At 46.4% G+C, this 17,873-nt stretch carries 21 protein-coding genes; 8 read left to right on the forward strand and 13 right to left on the reverse strand.

The annotated features are described in order from the left end of the window. Positions 1-34: 34 nt before the first annotated feature. The 5 genes from I1H34_RS08890 to I1H34_RS08910 all read right to left on the reverse strand — a co-directional run bounded on the left by I1H34_RS08890 (position 35) and on the right by I1H34_RS08910 (position 3,088). Positions 35-310 (reverse strand): DUF6984 family protein, encoded by a 276-nt coding sequence (locus I1H34_RS08890; RefSeq protein WP_212665286.1) that lies wholly within the window; start codon positions 308-310, stop codon positions 35-37. Positions 311-389: 79 nt separating this feature from the next. Further along, the gene (locus tag I1H34_RS08895) at positions 390-1,139 is read right to left on the reverse strand and encodes a class I SAM-dependent methyltransferase (protein ID WP_212665287.1); all 750 of its coding nucleotides are present in this window, start codon (positions 1,137-1,139) and stop codon (positions 390-392) included. A gap of 161 nt (positions 1,140-1,300) precedes the next feature. Further along, the gene (locus I1H34_RS08900; protein WP_212665288.1) at positions 1,301-1,828 is read right to left on the reverse strand and encodes an alpha-ketoglutarate-dependent dioxygenase AlkB; all 528 of its coding nucleotides are present in this window, start codon (positions 1,826-1,828) and stop codon (positions 1,301-1,303) included. 604 nt (positions 1,829-2,432) lie between these two features. After that, on the reverse strand, positions 2,433-2,588 hold the full coding sequence (locus tag I1H34_RS08905) for a hypothetical protein (RefSeq protein ID WP_212665289.1): 156 nt from the start codon (positions 2,586-2,588) through the stop codon (positions 2,433-2,435). 65 nt (positions 2,589-2,653) lie between these two features. Continuing rightward, on the reverse strand, positions 2,654-3,088 hold the full coding sequence (locus tag I1H34_RS08910; protein ID WP_212665290.1) for a hypothetical protein: 435 nt from the start codon (positions 3,086-3,088) through the stop codon (positions 2,654-2,656). 14 nt (positions 3,089-3,102) lie between these two features. Here I1H34_RS08910 and I1H34_RS08915 point away from each other — a divergent pair, with 14 nt between their 5' ends. Then, a complete protein-coding gene (locus tag I1H34_RS08915; protein WP_212665291.1) occupies positions 3,103-3,939 on the forward strand; it encodes an IS982 family transposase in 837 nt (278 codons plus the stop codon). A gap of 238 nt (positions 3,940-4,177) precedes the next feature. On the opposite strand, the gene I1H34_RS08920 is transcribed toward I1H34_RS08915, so the two are convergent. Beyond that, on the reverse strand, positions 4,178-4,537 hold the full coding sequence (locus I1H34_RS08920) for a hypothetical protein (RefSeq protein WP_212665292.1): 360 nt from the start codon (positions 4,535-4,537) through the stop codon (positions 4,178-4,180). A 667-nt stretch (positions 4,538-5,204) separates the two neighbouring features. Here I1H34_RS08920 and I1H34_RS08925 point away from each other — a divergent pair. Then, positions 5,205-5,597, forward strand: a complete 393-nt coding sequence (locus tag I1H34_RS08925; RefSeq protein ID WP_212665293.1) for a hypothetical protein — start codon at positions 5,205-5,207, stop codon at positions 5,595-5,597. Here I1H34_RS08925 and I1H34_RS08930 read toward each other — a convergent pair. Beyond that, entirely contained in the window at positions 5,594-6,010 is a 417-nt protein-coding gene (locus I1H34_RS08930; RefSeq protein WP_212665294.1) for a universal stress protein, read from the reverse strand. The genes I1H34_RS08925 and I1H34_RS08930 overlap by 4 nt on opposite strands. 138 nt (positions 6,011-6,148) lie before the next feature. Between I1H34_RS08930 and I1H34_RS08935 the strand changes: the two genes are divergently transcribed. Beyond that, entirely contained in the window at positions 6,149-6,787 is a 639-nt protein-coding gene (locus I1H34_RS08935) for an FMN-dependent NADH-azoreductase (RefSeq protein ID WP_212665295.1), read from the forward strand. Positions 6,788-6,912: 125 nt separating this feature from the next. Here I1H34_RS08935 and I1H34_RS08940 read toward each other — a convergent pair whose 3' ends face one another. From I1H34_RS08940 to folB, 4 genes are all read right to left on the reverse strand, one after another. Further along, positions 6,913-7,275, reverse strand: a complete 363-nt coding sequence (locus I1H34_RS08940; RefSeq protein WP_212665296.1) for a hypothetical protein — start codon at positions 7,273-7,275, stop codon at positions 6,913-6,915. A 204-nt stretch (positions 7,276-7,479) separates the two neighbouring features. Next, positions 7,480-9,375, reverse strand: coding sequence for an ATP-dependent zinc metalloprotease FtsH4 (gene ftsH4 / locus I1H34_RS08945; protein ID WP_212665297.1), 1,896 nt, complete (start codon positions 9,373-9,375; stop codon positions 7,480-7,482). A gap of 596 nt (positions 9,376-9,971) precedes the next feature. Continuing rightward, on the reverse strand, positions 9,972-10,130 hold the full coding sequence (locus I1H34_RS08950; RefSeq protein ID WP_212665298.1) for a high light inducible protein: 159 nt from the start codon (positions 10,128-10,130) through the stop codon (positions 9,972-9,974). A gap of 225 nt (positions 10,131-10,355) precedes the next feature. Continuing rightward, positions 10,356-10,715 (reverse strand): dihydroneopterin aldolase, encoded by a 360-nt coding sequence (gene folB / locus I1H34_RS08955; RefSeq protein WP_212665299.1) that lies wholly within the window; start codon positions 10,713-10,715, stop codon positions 10,356-10,358. A 215-nt stretch (positions 10,716-10,930) separates the two neighbouring features. Here folB and I1H34_RS08960 point away from each other — a divergent pair, with 215 nt between their 5' ends. Beyond that, a complete protein-coding gene (locus I1H34_RS08960; protein WP_212665300.1) occupies positions 10,931-11,683 on the forward strand; it encodes a metallophosphoesterase in 753 nt (250 codons plus the stop codon). 72 nt (positions 11,684-11,755) lie between these two features. On the opposite strand, the gene I1H34_RS08965 is transcribed toward I1H34_RS08960, so the two are convergent. Together I1H34_RS08965 and I1H34_RS08970 are read right to left on the reverse strand one after the other, a co-directional pair. Next, a complete protein-coding gene (locus I1H34_RS08965) occupies positions 11,756-12,760 on the reverse strand; it encodes a phosphoribulokinase (RefSeq protein ID WP_212665301.1) in 1,005 nt (334 codons plus the stop codon). A gap of 251 nt (positions 12,761-13,011) precedes the next feature. Then, complete coding sequence (locus I1H34_RS08970; RefSeq protein ID WP_249369944.1) at positions 13,012-13,269, reverse strand: DUF3082 domain-containing protein; 258 nt, start codon at positions 13,267-13,269, stop codon at positions 13,012-13,014. 241 nt (positions 13,270-13,510) lie between these two features. Between I1H34_RS08970 and trxB the strand changes: the two genes are divergently transcribed. From trxB to bchI, 4 genes are all read left to right on the forward strand, one after another. Further along, positions 13,511-14,881 carry a thioredoxin-disulfide reductase gene (trxB, locus tag I1H34_RS08975; protein WP_212665303.1) on the forward strand — a complete coding sequence of 457 codons (1,371 nt, stop codon included), beginning with the start codon at positions 13,511-13,513 and terminating at the stop codon, positions 14,879-14,881. 117 nt (positions 14,882-14,998) lie between these two features. Beyond that, positions 14,999-15,970: a solanesyl diphosphate synthase gene (gene sds, locus I1H34_RS08980; RefSeq protein WP_212665304.1), complete on the forward strand. Its 972-nt coding sequence runs from the start codon at positions 14,999-15,001 to the stop codon at positions 15,968-15,970. Between the two features lie 49 nt (positions 15,971-16,019). Beyond that, positions 16,020-16,616, forward strand: coding sequence for a signal peptidase I (lepB, locus tag I1H34_RS08985; protein WP_212665305.1), 597 nt, complete (start codon positions 16,020-16,022; stop codon positions 16,614-16,616). Between the two features lie 149 nt (positions 16,617-16,765). Continuing rightward, on the forward strand, positions 16,766-17,779 hold the full coding sequence (bchI, locus tag I1H34_RS08990) for a magnesium chelatase ATPase subunit I (RefSeq protein ID WP_249370144.1): 1,014 nt from the start codon (positions 16,766-16,768) through the stop codon (positions 17,777-17,779). The last annotated feature ends 94 nt before the right edge of the window (positions 17,780-17,873 follow it).

Genomic DNA, 17,873 nt, shown 5'->3' on the forward strand with positions numbered 1-17,873 from the left:
CCCATCAAAACGAGGTGGGGATTTAGGATTGTTGCTATGGAAGGGTGCGAATTTCTTCCTTTAAAGGCCACCGCTGCAACTTGCTGAAATCCGCTTTCCACATATCAAGCTCAAACAGCGCTCCATGCTGGTCGAGATTCAAGGTAGCTGAAACCAATGTACCGTCCGAGTCCTCGAAATAACATTGGGCGACCGTCTCACCGAGCCGTCGATCAATCCTGTCTAGATTCTCGAACAGCAGACTGCCCATCTCGCCATCGTTCATAGATTTGAGACGAAGGCTACATGGGATTTGTTTAAGTCCTGCCATAGTAAACAAATACTCAAGAATAGGAAGCTCTAACTCCGTTGGTGGCCTCATGGTGTAAAAACTGGCTAAGGAGACTCTATCAACGCTTGCTCGCAATATAGAAGCCGTAGCTGAAGTACGCTTTGAACTTTTCAAACACTTCAATTTCTTTCATCTCAGCCTCTACTAGGGTTTGAGCAACATCGCTGTTGGCATGGCAACTGAGAAACGCGTCGAATCTTCTTTGCAGCGGATGGTAGTAGTTGTCCAACCAACAGTGCTCTGGCAGTACAAAGTAACCCAATGGAGCGTATCCCGCTTCTTCCAGAAGCTTAATTTTTGCCGAAGCAGTATCTATCTCAGGATACTGAGCCTCCCAATAAGATTGAATTTCATCGGGGCGGCGGTCTGTCAGCCAAGTGATTTCTGATACGGCTAGTACCCCTTTGGGTTTCAAAAACGGTCGCCAATCGTTGATGCCTTGCTCAAAACCGATATTGTAAATAGCCCCTTCCGACCAGATGACGTCTAGTTCATTGTGTGCAAAAGCCAGATCATCCATTGATCCGACATGGGGGTGAATATGCTGGCTAAGATTGCTTGCTGCCGCGTTCCGTCGCAATATCTCAATAAACTCAGGTATAAAGTCTACTGCAATGATGTCTGCATTTAGCTTGTTCGCTAAACACAATGTAGATGCTCCAGTCCCACAACCCAAATCCGCAATTTTCAAGTGTCGTGACTTGTCGAGAGCTGCCAGAGTAATGGCACGTTCTGTTTCGAGCTTGCCTCCAGGCCCTTGACGGTCACCATGCTGATGCAGATCGATTAAAAGTTCTAGATTTTCCACCGGATAGTCCTGAGTACTTCAGTCGTAGCTCTTGTGCCCATGGGCTTAGTGGCGTGGCAAGGGCACCAAAGCAGTGCTGAGATGATATCTATCCTGGTTAGGGGATAAGCGGTGATGTCTTGCATACAGCACTCAAAATAGTAGTGAAACGTGCTGAGAGGTTAGCTGATGATACTTCTCAACGTGATGCTTATACGGGGACCTGCCTCCGCTTCTTTAAGGATCCCATGAAGCCAATCGAGTTGGACTGCATTAGACATGTATAGCAAATCACCGCTCTCTAAGCTGTAACTGTATTGGACTTCTCGATCTGTCTTGAGTTTATAAGTAATGGTTCTAGTAGCTCCAACAGAAAGAGTTGCCACGCCAGTGCCTGGAGCTAGTTCCTCTGCCGTATCAGAGTGAAATCCCATGGATGAGCTACCATCTGCATAAAAGTTAAGTAAACAGTTATTTGGGGTAAACCCTCGCGACTCTAAAACAGCAGCGCACAATGGAATTAGCTCAGGGTGCATTTTGGTTTCTGGATACGTGATTTGTGAGTAGTTATAGGCGACTCCAAAGCTTGCTGTCTTCCGAGCTTTTATGCGTTCATCCCACACCACTGTGGAGCAAAGCTTGAAAAATAGATCTTTATGACTGGGCCAGAAGGCTTTTCGCAAATCTATATCTGGAGGGGTAAGACTCATATTTCTTTGAAAGCATTGACCCAATAATAAGGTTGGACCTCTTTCAAGGTCTTAACATCCCGCTGGGTGGCATCGTCAGTTGTGGGAACTGCAACTTCTACATCTTGTCCCCCATGAAACTGTTGTTAAATTATTGATGGATTGTTTGTGGTGTACATGACCACATCTGGGAAATTGACTGATTTGATTCCGAAAACCACAAAGCCACATTCAGTGTAACCGTCATTGAAAACTGAAAAATGCAAATTACAGTCGCGTGCACGACTACCTATGACAAAGTAGTCTTCGGGTAGGATGAATCGCTTGAATAGTTCTGCTGCGAAGAGAGTCCTGCGCCAGTAGGGTCAAGGCTCAGATCGAATCGCAGGTCGCTTACTTGTTCAATGGCGATATCGCACAAAGGCACTTCGTCGATGTCGTATTCTTGCGTTGCTGGAGTCACACATTCAGCGTCCCATGCGTAAAGGAGAATCGGTTCTCGTCCCTTGGATTGGGGTTTCCAGTCATTCGCTAAGCCGTAACGAATGATCTTAGTGACATCGCGTGGCGTGAGTGAACGTCCCTGACGGTGAAATGCCCAGTTCCCATCCACCTCCCGTCTGAACTAGTCATGTGGCTCAAACAATGCTTGGAAGGTTTGCCCAGGCTTATCCTCCGCTTCGATGGTCAGATACAGCACGTGCTGAAGCATAGAGACCATCCAGCGATACTGAGTATAGTCAACAGTAATCGAACGACTTTTCTTCTTTGGCAGTGCCATCGAATGCCTTTGCTAGCAATTACGCTCAAGTGCGCGACGAGTCCACATTATCTTGCAGCGATTGGTTAGGTATCAGTATCAGATGCATCATCATAAACTTCTAAAATCTCCAAACTCAAATCTATGACATCTTCATGATAGTCATAACGAAACCAGCGTCTGAATAAGCTTGGAGTAATGTCCTCTGGCCAATTCGCTCCATTGTGGATGAATCGGCCAACTTCGTTTTTGAAAATTTCCAGGAAATACTTTTCGAAACAATTGCCCCAGCAGTTTTGATCTTCCATCTCAACTAAGTACACATTTGGATGATGGTTTAATTCGGCTAGAGTCCACCGATGCAAGTTTGGATGAGTATCTTTTACCCACTCTAGAAATGCTTCAGTGCCAAAAACTGTAATCGCACTTCTGTTAAAGGATTTCACCACGATACCTAACTTACCTGAGTTCGGGATAAGTAAAGGACTAACTGTAGTCTGAAAGATCAGCAATCCTTTCACCACAAGTTAGTCCTGTGGATAGTTTAGAAGCTCTGTTCTGTGCGGTCGATGATTTCTGCCAAATCTTTGAACCCCTATGGACTCAGCAATTGTTGAACGATGGCACCAAACGTCGTTGTCGCCAGCCTCGTCTGAGTTTAAGTGAACGAATGACGATTCTGATTGCCTTTCATCAATCTCATTACCGAAACTTCAAAGCCTACTATCTGCAAACCGTGACCCAACAGTGGTCAGAAGCCTTTCCCCATCTATTGAGCTATCAACGATTTGTCGAGTGGATACCGTCAACCTTGATTTCTTTGAGTGTATATCTGCATAGTTGCTTCGGCTCTTGCACAGGTGTTTCCATCCTGGATGCGACGAAGATAGCCGTCTGCCATAATCGTCGGATTCCCCGTCATCGCGTTTTCAAAGACATGGCAGCTCGGGGCAAGACATCCATGGGTTGGTTTTATGGCTTCAAGTTACATCTGGTCGTCAATGACCAAGGTGAACTGCTCAACATTGCCCTCACTCCCGGCAACACAGATGACCGAGTTCCGGTGCCGAACTTACTGAAACCTTTATTTGGGAGAGTCATTGCAGATCGTGGCTATGTCTCTCAACCGTTGTTTGAGCACTTACTCCATGAAATGGGGATTCGGCTCATTATTCCCCCTCGACGAAATATGAAGAATCGGCTCATGCCCTTGATGGATAAAATCTTGACTCGCAAGCGTTCCATTGTGGAGACAATTATTGATCAGTTCAAGAATATCTCTCAAATTGAACATTCCAGACATCGTAGTCCTGTCAACTTCTTTGTCAATGTCGTCTGTGGACTGATTGCTTATTGCCACCAACCCAAGTAGCCTTCTCTCTCCATTGATGAATATTTACTCCCAGCCGCTTAACCCGAACTCAGGTTAACTTTCAAACCTGAGTAGCGTGCTGGGATTTTAAAGAAGTGATTGAAGCGCGGCAATCGCTTCCACTTCAGTGCTGGGTTAGGCAATGCTAGATCAACGGGTGTTTTTGGCCCAGAATACTAGGGTAAGGATTCATCCAACGTTGAACTTTAAGTAAAGTATTTAATCTGGAATCTAATGGTTACAAAACTTGAGGAATATCAACCTCTTCAGATTCATCGTCAATAATGACGAAAAATCTATCAGGATCAGTATTTTCCCATCCAAAGCTTACAGAAACAACCCAACGCCCTCCATCACGTTCGTTGTAGTCAAAATGTACATGATCCGAATTAAGCTTACCTACCTGCTTACCATAGAGATCATAGAGATGTTTTTCAGTTATCTCAATAGCTTTATTGGCATTCAAATTTGCTTTTTTTAATGCATCCTTACGAATTTCCCTCTTGTAGCACTTACCACAATAGCCGCAATTATAATCGTAGGTTGACTGGAGAATCTCAACATTACAATCGATGCAAAGAGTCTTCGGTGATGACATAAATTCTCCCTAGTCCGAGCAACTGTCTAACATTGGTGAGTAGTCCGTGTCAGTTGTCTCCAGAGCTTTGTCAGGTGTTTTGATCATTTGGCTAATGTATCCGAATCATGAGTTCATAATAACTAATTTTATTTTCGTATAGCCATTTTTCTATAGAGTCAAATGATGCTGGATCATTAACTCTACATGAATTAAAAATGATAAATTCGTAGCCATTGTCTGCTAGATAACAAGTGCGATGGGCCTCTTGGAAACCCAAAAGGTAACCATTGTAGGTGTGACCAATAATATTCATTTCAGCATTAATGGTGTTGTCTTTAGTGGAAAAAAACGTCTAATCCATTCATGCTTTTGCAAGATCAGATGCTTGGAATCCAGTCTGATATTTCTCCTTACTATGATCAGAAAGCTAATTTCCTCCTAACATGAAGCCTGTTGATAGCTCCTTGAACTCTAAACAGTCGGTCTGTTCAAATATGAGTATTTCTGACTGTAACTGAATCCAAAGTGGTTAAAAGACTTGGTGATATTGTTCAGAGCAGAGCTTCTCAGCAATGTATAGGGTTAACCTATATTGAGAGGGTTACCAATTGCTCAGTTTATAGCCCGTCCTTATTCATCACTCAAGTTAGATAAACCAACCGTATCTATTTTTGACATCAACCCTATGTTTGGCAGTTTTCAAACCAGTAAGCTCAGAATTGAAATTAATGCCTCAGAGGCAGCCTTGCGAGATGCCTTAACCCAAGGGGCACAAATTAAGCAGTGGCTATGGCCCCAGACCTTTTCAAATGATTTGCCAACAACCTTTAAACCAGGAGCTGTCTTTACTAGCTGGCTTGGCCCTGTTGAAATCCAGCACCATATCGATGTAGTGGATAGCAACACCCTGCGTTTGATCTTGAGCAAAGGGGTAGATGGTTTTCAAGAATGGTCTTGGGGCGAAAAGTGGGTGCAGTCTCGCCTGGAAGGTGTTTCCTTATTGCCTCTCAATGCCGGTCAGAGCTTGACACTTTTGCGGCTAAAAGCTTTCTTAGAATGGCAGCAATCTGGCCTCTAACGCACCACCATCACTGAGCAGGAGGCATCACTGACGACTTGACTACTGACGGATCGTTGGAGAATGCGAGTGACTCCCGTTAGCCCCCGACTGCCAATGAGAATTAAATCGGCTTCATAGATATTGGCAACCCGAATAATTTCTTCGGCTGGGTCACCCGTTACGATTTCTAAGCGACTGTCGCAGGGTAACGATGCTTTATAGGTTTGTAGTTCTTCTTCGATCTGCCGAAATACGCCTTGTGGATCGGAGTAAGGACGATCTGCAGGCTGTTCTTCGCCTGTTTCGTTGGTAGAAATTACGTGAGTGAGAATCACTTTCCCCACAGCATCCAGCTGCATACTCTTGAGGGCCTGCATAACCCGTTCAGAAATTTCAGGGCTATTCAAGGCGACCAGGATGGTATTGAACACTCAACGTCACTCCTGTTGAACCAACGATTCCGATTTCTGAGATTAGTTATCCCACCCAATAGACTTGCATTGTCTCGACGTCTTCAGGTTCTATTAACTACAATTCTTAATTTTGGCTAGAGAAGTAGACTGTTAAGTATGCTTTCTCCAGATTCCAAGCCCCGCTGCTTACTCCACATGGATGTGAGTGCCCGCATCCAAGGCTCTTACTCTCGCCAGCTTACTCAGGCCTTTGTCAGCCAATGGCAACAAGCCAATCCCAATCACCAAATTATTTATCGCGATATTGGCAGCTCTCCTATTCCGCATATTGATCAGACTTGGGTTGCAGCTTATGAGTCTGAACCAGAAGAACGAACTGCGGAGATGCAAGGTGCGATCGCACTTTCCGATACCCTCATCGATGAGCTATTCGCGGCAGACTGCTATGTGGTGGGTATGCCTATGTATAACCTAACGGTGCCGTCTAGTTTTAAAGCGTATCTGGATCAGGTATTTAGACGCGATCGCACCATGCAAATCGTCAATGGAACCCCCCAAGGACGACTAGTAGACAAAAAGCTATTGGTGATCACCACTCGAAAATATAATTACCGAGTGGGTTCAGGACGGGAAGATCGAGATTTCCTAGAACCGTATATCAGCGCCATTTTTAAGGTTTTGGGGCTGACTGATATTTCGTATATTCATGCTGACCAGCTATCGTTAGAACTTGAACGAAAGCAATCTCTGGCGAATACGACCAAAGCGATTCACCACCTGGCCTTGACCTTTTAATCGCTATCCAACATTAAGGCTGGAAAGTATCTACTTTCCAGCCTTAATGATCTTTGGGATTCCAGTAAGTTGTACCCATCACCCTGCCAGCACAATCGTGCAACAGACTGAATGGGGCGGTTTGATCAATCGTCTTGTTGCTCAAGAATGCCTGCAAATTGCTCTTTCACACCTTCCAACAGATTGGGTTGGTCGCCATCAACCTGTGGCAAAAGACCTGCCAGTTGTTTCGACTCTTCCAACGCCATAAACATAACGACTAGTTTTTCTTGGGTTTTCTGCACTGCCTCCGCTAACTGCTCTCGATTTTCCGCAATATTGTCGATTTGGTGGGTCAATGACGAAATTTGATCTTGGGTTTCTTCTAGTTCTTTCTCCGTATCTTGCTGTTTAACAATTGAACGAGACTGTAAAAAAATGATGAGAATAATAGCTGCTATGAAAGCGAGGAACAGAAAGTCTGGAGCCATGGTATCGTTCGCAGTCATATTAACCTTCCTTTTTTATAAGTAATGCACGCGCCTATTTATGGGTTACCACTTTGTGGAATCAACTGTAAAGTGTTCGCATAGATCTATCTAATCGTCTGCCAATACTGAAAACAGAAAAAGTTTTCTGAATAATATACCGATCGAAAAAGGCCCCATGCCTAGCATGGGGCCACCCAAAGGAATGGTTTTTTCTATCTCAACTTAGACCGCTACAGGCTCATCTGCAGTCTGGACATGGACTTCAGGATGGACCTTAGCGAGCATCTCTCGGAGACCATCGCCCTCAATCACTTCCTTCTCCAGCAGTTGCTCAGAAATCATCTCCAGCAGCTCCTTATTCCCCTTCAGGATAGTGAGCGCTTCTTGGTGAGCCTTCTCCACAATGCCCTTCACTTCCTTATCAATCTCCTTGGCCGTCTCATCGCTCACAGCCCGGCGAGCATTCATCCCCCCACCGAGGAAATTATTCTGCTGTCCCTTGTCATAAGCTAGAGGACCTAACACCTCACTCATGCCGTAAGACGTCACCATCTGCTCCGCTAGATCCGTCGCTCTTTGTAAATCATTAGAAGCACCCGTCGTGATACTACCGAAGATGACCTCCTCTGCAGCCCGTCCACCTAACAGAGTGGCAATCTGACCGCGCAGCTCAGCCTCATTCAACAAGAACCGATCTTCCGTAGGCACTTGCAACGTGTAACCCAAGGCAGCCATACCGCGAGGAACAATGGAAATCTTCTCCACTTGATCTGAACCGGACATCTTGGCCCCGACAAGGGCATGACCGACCTCGTGGTAAGCCACAATCTTCTTCTCCTTCTCATTGAGCACACGGCTCTTCTTCTCTAGACCAGCCACCACTCGCTCAATCGCTTCAGCAAAGTCTTGAGTCTCCACCACCTTGTTGCCGCGTCGGGCTGCTAGTAGTGCCGCTTCATTCACCAAGTTGGCTAAGTCAGCCCCGGCAAAACCAGGAGTACGAGTGGCCATAGCCTTAAGGTCAACATTGTCACCGAGCTTCACTTTCTTGGCATAGATTTCCAAGATAGCCAGACGACCCGTGAGATCAGGACGGTCTACCAGTACTTGACGGTCAAATCGACCGGGACGCAGTAGTGCTGGGTCTAAAGTCTCAGGACGGTTAGTTGCAGCAAGAACGATAACAGTTGCATCTCCAGCCCCAAACCCATCCATTTCAGTTAGGAGCTGGTTGAGGGTTTGTTCCCGCTCATCATTCCCGCCGACAAAACCATTTCCACCAGACCGAGATTTACCAATGGCATCCAATTCGTCAATAAAGATAATGCAAGGCGCTTTCTTCTTAGCTTGTTCAAACAAGTCCCGGACTCGGGCCGCACCAGTACCAACAAACAGTTCTACAAATTCTGAACCCGAGATACTGAAGAACGCAACCCCAGCTTCACCGGCGACAGCCTTAGCCATCAACGTTTTACCCGTTCCAGGAGGTCCAACTAAAAGAACACCTTTAGGAATCTTGGCACCAATGTCTGTGAATCGCTTAGGAGACTGGAGGAACTCGACAATTTCTTCGAGTTCAGCTTTGGACTCTTCAACTCCAGCAACATCATCAAAGGTGACCTTATTGTCATCGCCTTCGACATAGACTTTGGCTTTGTTCTTGGTCACAGAGAGGGCACCTTGGGGACCACCGCCGCCCATGCCACCACGACTAAAGAATTGGAAGATGGCGACGAAGATGACGGGGGGAATGACCCAGCTCAGTAGGGTGGTGAACCAGCGATTGCCCGCAGGAGGGGTAGCGGCGAATTCGACGCCTTTAGATTCGAGAAGCTTGGGGAGTTCTAGGTCAAAGATAGGAGTGGTTTCTAAAAGCTGTCCTGCCTGATCATCGGCATTTTTGATTTGATATCGGATAATGTCTTGGCCAACGGAGACCCGGGAGACTTCTTCATCTTGAACTTGCTCAAGGAAGAAGCTATAGGGCACTTTGGGAACTCGTGGTCCTGTAATAAAAGGAACAACCAGATTCACTATTAGGAGAATTGCAGGGACAAACAGCAGAATAGTGGTGATGGGGTTCGGTCGTGGGCGTTGAGGCTTTTCATTGACTGGCATTGTGGCTTTCCTTTGGGTAATAGAGTTAACGGTCTGATCGATGAGGATTGAAATGTTTCTATTAAAAGATGCGGCTTGACTCACACTTGGCTATCATTGCGGCTTACTTGATAGCGGAACTATTAGAGCCGGGATGAAGCGGTTGCCTTGACTAGAGTGGAATAGTGGATTCACATAAACTGCAAGAAATCAAAATGACTTTTGTAACTTTATGTAAACTATGTTAACTTTTTTGTTACAAATCGTCAATCGAATTTGTATATGCATGGATTAGATGGTGATGGACCGTTTATATATCTAGATCAAAATCGTCGATTTATTGGTTATATTTCCTGAAAATGAAGACTATTTGGGATTTAATCGTTATTTATGAAGTGCCAATCTATTTTCTTTGTAGAGGAGGGTGTTTCTGTTGAGCATTGGTTGGGACTCAGTCTAGGAAATGGATATTTGCGCTAGAAGCATATAAAAAATACCCTTGCTCAAAGCGAGCAAGGGTATTGGAGGTTTGATAGAAATTGGGCTAATAAGCTAGAGAATGGCAGCAGTGCTGTTTCTCAATGAGAAGGGGCACACAATCGATATGCTGCTGAGTTTTAGTAACTAAACAAGGAAAGAATTTGTGCCAGCATTCCTTCGCCAGAAATGACTTCAGTAACATAGCCTAGGAGAAAGCCAAGCATTGCTAGGCGACCGCCGAAATTTTCAGCAAAGTCAGTGAAGCCCCACATTGGTTCTGGATCTGATGGGTTCATAGGGTCAAGGCTCCGTAAGTACCTTAATGTAACTTTATATTAAGTATATGATATTACGTAAGTTTTTTGTGGATTGAGCACAAGCAACTTTAACTATTCACGCTTGAAGTTAATAATATCAATTTCCTTAAGGTAACGATAGCCTTTGGTCCTCGCCAATCTTAGATTTGAGCTTAGCTATTCCATAAAAATAAAACAGGTATCATATCCATCGATCAATCTTGCTTAAGACCGGTTTCGCGTTATTTCGATGGTGATGCGGCCTGAAAAGTCAGGAATCGGAGCAGCAACTTTCGTGAGTTTGACGCTGACCTTCTCAAGGCTGGAGTGGAGGAGGAGTTGTTCAGCGATGGCGGTTGCTAAGCGCTCTATCAACGCATATTTAGACTGGTGAATTAGCTGTTTTACCTGGTCAATAATCTGGCGATAGTCCACCGTATCTTCGATGCGATCGCTACGACCAGCCGCCGCTAAATCTACCCACAGGACTAAATCCACTTCAAACCACTGCCCCAGGACCTGTTCTTCGGGTAAAAACCCTGTGTATCCGTAGCTGCGGATGCCATTCAAGTGTATACAATCCATCTGGATACCCTTAAAAGTGAGGATTATAGTCCCTCATGGACATAAAGTTGATAGATGAATAATCAACTTAAGAAATAACTACTCGAATGAACCTCAAATCGGTCATACTTATGAGTAGAGGTAACGGTAGTTTTAGAAATTTTGTTTTTAGCCTTTGGTATTTTCAACCTATAGCGTAGCTATTGTTACCCCTTGATCTTGCATAGCATTTGTGGATGAGTGCACAACAACTGCGTCGGTTTGTCATCGGGGATATTCATGGCCACTATCAAGGGTTGCTGGATCTAGTCTCTCTACTGGAACTCGGCGAATCTGATCAAATCTACTTTTTAGGTGACCTTATTGATCGAGGCCCTGATAGCTCTAAAGTCGTAGATTTTGTGCGCGAGCAGTCCTACACCTGTTTGTTAGGAAATCATGAACAGTTGATGGTGGCGGCTCTGGCGAATCTTTCGCCGAATTCATCCGTGTTGCAAATGTGGTTACAGGCAGGGGGGCGAGAAACCCTGCAGAGCTACAGCTCCAAACAGCATCTTTGGGAGCATTTGAGTTGGATTAAAACCCTGCCGAATCATCTCGATCTAGGAGATTATTGGCTAGTGCATGCTGGGATTGATCCAGAGCTGCCATTAGAACGCCAGACTGCCCAGGAATTTTGTTGGATTCGTCGAGAATTTCACAATATGCCCCAGCCCTACTTCCCTGACAGAATGATTATTACCGGCCATACAATGACCTTTACGTTTTCGGGGGTTGAACCCGGTCAAATTGTCCAAGGGGCGGGCTGGCTAGGGATTGATACAGGGGCTTACCATCCTGGGAGTGGTTGGTTAACGGCCCTAGAACTTTCCTCCTCCACTGTGTATCAGATTAATGTCCATAGCCATGCGTCTCGGGTAAAGCCCCTGGCAGATGTATTGGTGTCTTTGCCCCATGGCCAAGACACCCTATCGATTGCCAATGTCTAGTTAGAACATAAAAAATCAGGTGTTGAGAGAAGCCCCAACACCTGATTCTAGAAGTCTATAGATAGGAATGTGTTACACGCCAACCGGTTCAGAGACCTTGGTTGCGGTCAACTTCTCATAAGTCGAACGCATTTTTAGCCCTGCAATCACCTGGAACAAGCCAGAGCCATTGTTAGACCCGGGATAATCTCTGTGCTTCAGCAGCAATTCAGTCATCTCGCCTTCAAACTTAGTAGAGGTATTGCTGAGATGGCCTTCGATATAAATGACTTCATCCAGTCTCTCAAACTGACCGTCCACTTCAAGAACAGAAACGGCGTTACCGTAATAGTCATCAGGGCCATAGGCCATTTTGATGCCGGGATAAGAACAGGTCAACTTACGGCCACAGGGAATCCAGTTGATGGTCGATCCTTCATCAAACAGGTATACCGGAGCAAAATCAGGCACACCGTCTTTTTGAATCAATCGGACTCGCAGGATGCTGCCGGGCTTCTCTTCTTTGAGAAGCTGAGTCGGTAAGATTTGAATCACAACATCAGCATGTTGTTTTTGGGGGTCAATATAGGCTTCAAAGTCAGTGCGGCGAGCATTGATAGAGGCAAGAACGTCCTCATAGGTGTGACCCCGCTCAGCCATATCTCGCTGAATCTTCCAGGCAATTTTGACTTCATCGCTAATGTCTAAATAAACGCTGAAATCAATCAGTCCTCGAACCCGCTCATCATGGAGCGGATGCAGACCCTCAATCACGATCACATGGTTGGGGTCGACACGTTCAGGGGGATCAAGGAGACCTGTTTCGTGGTTGTAAATGGGCTTATCAATTGATTGACCACTTTTGAGGGTTTTGATTTGTTCGTACATCAAATCAAAGTTATTGGCTCTAGGATCTAGAGCAGTAATACCTGTTTCCTTCCGTTGATAACGATCCAAGCTGTGGTAATCATCTAGGCAAATAACCGTGATGAATTGCTCCCCAAATAGATCCTCCAGTCGGCGCAGGAAAGTAGATTTACCGCATCCAGAGTCACCGGCAACGCCGATTAGAACAACACGGTCTGGTTTAGTGGTCATAACTACGATTTCCTTTATACATCCTATCTCAACAGCAACTAACCCCAGGCACCAACCCGTATGAGAAGGGGTTTGCACAGATAGAGCATTAATATTGCTCCCTTCTGATATTACTAGGCGTTTGTACCCTCTGGATAGCCAAACCTAGAAGAGACCCCAATCATGTGGCCGTCCATTCAGAGACTGGGGATAGCGCAAATTTCTTTAGTAGTTCCTATGCTACCAAGATTAGAGCGGTTAACTCACGATGATTACTCAGGCTGATCTACGGGGTCAGATTCAGGAGGCGTAGGAGACGATGTGAGATTCTGCCAGAGGATCTGGACGGATAAAGCGCTTAAACCCAATGCTGCCATGCAGAAAATTCCGGTGGCTAAGGTGCTTAACCCCACTACTAAGGTCTTGAGGGCAATGGCGATTTTAACGGCCGTTTGATTATCCGATGTGAACGGATGTTCAGCAAAAGACTGGGCAATTTTAGATGAAAGTTTAGCTAGAGGGAAAGCCATGGTTCCAGCCATAACAGCGCCGGTCATGGTTCGCCAAATGCTGGGAGGATTAGGCTTATTTGTGGATGGTGACTCAGACATGGGCAAACTTTTTCAGCGGATGATGGCAGGGGAATAATTTCACTATAGTAAAGCGTTGGAGATTTTTTGAGTCAATGGCTTAGATCAATCGCGAAGACTCCTAAGGCATTCACTTCTTTCGTTCTCCTTAACCGTTATTAACTGTTACCTGACTGTTCTTATGAGTGAAACGATTGAAAACCTAGTGGTCATTGGCTCAGGGCCAGCTGGGTATACTGCGGCCATCTACGCGGCCCGAGCGAACCTAAAGCCATTTGTGTTTGCGGGGTATCAGGCTGGAGGACTTCCGGGCGGACAGCTGATGACCACCACAGAAGTGGAGAATTTCCCGGGCTTTCCCGATGGGATTACAGGACCGCAGCTGATGGATCGGATGAAGCTACAGGCTCTACGCTGGGGAAGCGAGATTGTCACCGAAGATGTAACGTCTGTTGACTTTCAGCAGTTTCCATTCGTGATTCAGTCAGAAGAAAGAATAGTGAAGGCCCATAGCGTGGTCATCGCGACAGGGGCAACCGCAAGACGATTAGGTCTACCTGCAGAGAAAGCGTTTTGGAGTCGGGGGATTTCTGCCTGCGCTATCTGCGATGGGGCAACACCTATTTTTAAGAATGAAGAACTCGCTGTGGTCGGGGGTGGGGATTCTGCTGCCGAAGAAGCCGTCTATCTGACGAAGTATGGCTCTCACGTACATCTACTGGTTCGCTCAGGGCATATGCGAGCTAGCAAGGCCATGCAGGACCGGGTGATCAGAAATTCTAAAGTCACCGTCCATTGGCAAACCGAGGTGATGGATGTTTTTGGCGATACACAGCTCCAGGGACTCAAAATCAAAAATTGTCAGACTTCTGAGGTTCAAGAATTGCAGGTGCGGGGGCTATTTTATGCCATCGGCCACCAGCCCAATACCCAACTCTTCACCCAGCAACTGGATTTAGATGGGACGGGGTACATCCTGACTCAGCCCGATTCAGTCAGCACTAATATTTCGGGTGTGTTTGCTGCTGGAGATGTCCAAGATCATGAGTTCAGACAAGCAATTACAGCAGCTGGAACGGGATGTATGGCGGCCTTATTGGCAGAACGCTGGTTGTCCTCCCAAGACTTGATCCAGGAATTTCACCAATCAGAAGCGTCTGAACCAACAGAAGATGGAAGCCATCCGCCAGAGTATAAGTTGTCTGCAGAGTTTGATCCCAACACCACTCGTCACCAGGGTGCGTTTGCCTTGCGGAAGCTGTTTCATGAGAGCGATCGCATCATCGTAGTGAAATATGCGTCTCCTACCTGTGGTCCCTGCCATATCCTACAGCCGATCTTGAGTCGCGTGATTGATGAATTTGAAGGACAGGTGCACTATGTAGAAATTGACATTGCCGAAGATCCAGATATCGCTGAATCTGCCTCGATTACAGGCACCCCAACGGTTCAGGTGTTTCAGGATAAATCCTTATTGCGGGAGTTCAAAGGGATTAAAGCGAAGCAAGAATACCGGGACACCATCAACGGACTGCTGACCGCGACATCTTAGAGATTTGAATTCCTGATGGGTTAGAAACCCTCATGTAAACGAAGAGAGTTACAATGTGATAAGCATATGTAAAATTTTGTAATCTTTATTTCATAACCGTCTGAGATAAGCAAATCAATGACCTCAGTAACATCCCTTTTTGATCCAGTTGAAGCCGATTTAGTCATCCTGGTTGATAACCTCAAAGACCTGGTACGTGCCCAACATCCAGTTCTTTACGCTGCGGCTGAACACCTGTTTCAAGCTGGAGGGAAGCGGATGCGCCCAGCCATTGTCCTCCTCCTCTCCAGAGCACTGCTCCCGGCTCAAGATCTCACCCCTCGACATCGACGGTTGGCAGAGATCACCGAGATGATTCATACCGCCAGCCTGCTGCATGATGATGTGGTAGATGATTCAGGGGTTCGTCGTGGAGTACCGTCTGTCCATAGCCTTTTTGGCAACCGCATTGCCATTCAAGCCGGTGATTTTCTGTTTGCCCAAGCGTCCTGGTATTTGGCGAACTTAGACAACCTAGAGGTGGTAAAACTGCTGTCTGAAGTGATTAAGGATTTCGCTGAAGGAGAAATCCAGCAGGGCATCAACTGCTTTGATACCTCCTTGACCCTAGAAGCCTATTTAGAGAAGTCCTATTACAAGACTGCTTCCTTAATGGCGAATAGCGCTAAAGCTGCAGGGGTTTTGAGCGGTACGTCTTTGCAAGTGAACCAGGATTTATATGCCTATGGTCGCTGTGTGGGCTTAGCATTCCAAATTGTTGATGATATTTTGGACTTCACAGGGTCGACGAATGCCCTGGGCAAACCGGCCTGTTCAGATCTGCGCAGTGGTAATTTAACGGCACCCGTCCTGTTTGCGATCGCAGAAAAGCCCTACCTGAAAGTATTGATTGATCGGCATTTGGAGCAGGAAGAAGACTTAGAAGAAGCCATTGCCCTTGTGAATGACAGTCAAGGGATTCCTAAATCCCGAGCCCTTGCCGAACAATTTTCCCATCAGGCCGTTCACCATCTGGACTTCCTCCCCGCTTCTGATTCCCGTCAAGCGCTGATTGATTTAACGGAATATATCCTCAAACGACTCTACTGAGGAGTACTCTAGTGATCTAGAAGATTGTCCATTTCACGAGAGAACCGCTATGACCTCAGAGGATCGGCCCACACCTGAGGCAGACCCCATTCCAGCATGGCGCAAACTGTGGCAATCCCAGAAAGATAACGTTTTCACCCTTGTGATCGCACTCCTCCTCGCCCTACTGATTCGAGGATTTGTGGCGGAGTCTCGCTATATCCCCTCGGTCTCGATGGAGCCCACCTTGACACCCGGTGATCGAATCGTGGTTGAAAAGCTTTCCTATCGACTCCGTCAGCCTGAAGCGGGCGATATTGTGGTATTCCATACGCCCTTACCCTTACAAGCCGTTGGCTATGGGCCTGAGCAAGCCTTTATTAAACGAGTGATTGGTCTTGAAGGGCAAACTGTTGCGGTCCAGAATGGCCAAGTTTATGTGGATGGCCAGCCCCTAACTGAACGCTACATTGCAGAAGCCCCTCAGTATGAATTAGCACCGGTTAGGGTGCCTGAGGGCAATCTATTTGTGATGGGAGATAACCGCAACAATAGCAACGACTCCCACATTTGGGGATTTTTACCCCTATCGAATTTAATTGGTCGGGCGAATCTGCGATTTTGGCCTCTGGAGCATATTAACTGGCTTCGTAGTTCATTGCCTTGAACGGATTAGCGCCCCTGAACAACCATATGGCACAATGGGAAACACTGCATATATAAGCTACTAAATCAGGTATTTCTGTGAGTTCTACTGCGACCAAAGCGCCTACTCGCGCTGTTTTCCCATTCACAGCCATCGTTGGCCAAGAAGAAATGAAGCTGGCGCTGATCCTCAACACCATTGATCCTCGAATTGGTGGCGTGATGATTATGGGCGATCGCGGGACCGGGAAAACCACAACCATTCGGGCTTTGGCCAATTTGTTGCCCGAGATTGATGTAGTGGCTGAAGATCCCTTCAATAGTGACCCCGCTGATCCAGAACTCATGAGTGATGAGGTCAAAGCATTAACAGCAAGCGGCCAAACACCAGCCATCACTCAAATGCAGGTGCCTATGGTGGATTTACCCTTAGGTGCGACCGAAGATCGGGTCTGCGGCACCATCGACATTGAAAAGGCCTTGGCAGAAGGGGTCAAAGCCTTTGAACCCGGCTTATTGGCAAAGGCTAATCGTGGCATTCTCTACGTGGATGAGGTCAACCTGTTAGATGATCACTTGGTTGACGTGTTGTTAGACTCAGCCGCCTCGGGTTGGAACACTGTAGAACGAGAAGGAATTTCGATTCGTCACCCTGCTCGCTTTGTGTTAGTGGGGTCCGGCAACCCTGAAGAAGGAGAGTTGCGTCCCCAGCTCCTCGACCGATTTGGGATGCATGCTGAAATTCATACGGTGAAAGATCCGACCCTGCGAGTGCAAATCGTGGAAGAGCGTTCCCAGTTCGATCAAGAGCCCCACTCTTATTTGGACAATCATACGGACAACCAAAAGGCACTCCAAGATCAGATTATTAGTGCCCAAAACAATCTGCCTAACGTCAATATTGATCATGAGTTACGGGTCAATATTTCTCAGGTTTGTTCAGAACTGGATGTCGATGGCCTACGGGGCGATATTGTGTCTAACCGTGCAGCTAAAGCCATTGCAGCGTTTGAAGGACGTACAGAAGTCACGGTTGATGATATTCGTCGAGTGATCACCCTTTGTTTGCGCCACCGCCTGAGAAAAGATCCCCTAGAATCTATTGACTCTGGTTACAAAGTGAGTAAGGTTTTCCGTCAAGTTTTTGGTTTGCCGGATGAAGAAGAAGCTGATATTGCGGCTTAAATGGTACCCATCAAAGTTTGACGACTGCCTCTTGATACATGGAATGAGGGCAGCACGGGCTGAACCCGTGATTGTTTGGGTATGAAAGTTGGCC

This window comes from Acaryochloris marina S15 (assembly GCF_018336915.1).
Classification (GTDB): Bacteria; Cyanobacteriota; Cyanobacteriia; order Thermosynechococcales; family Thermosynechococcaceae; genus Acaryochloris; species Acaryochloris marina_A.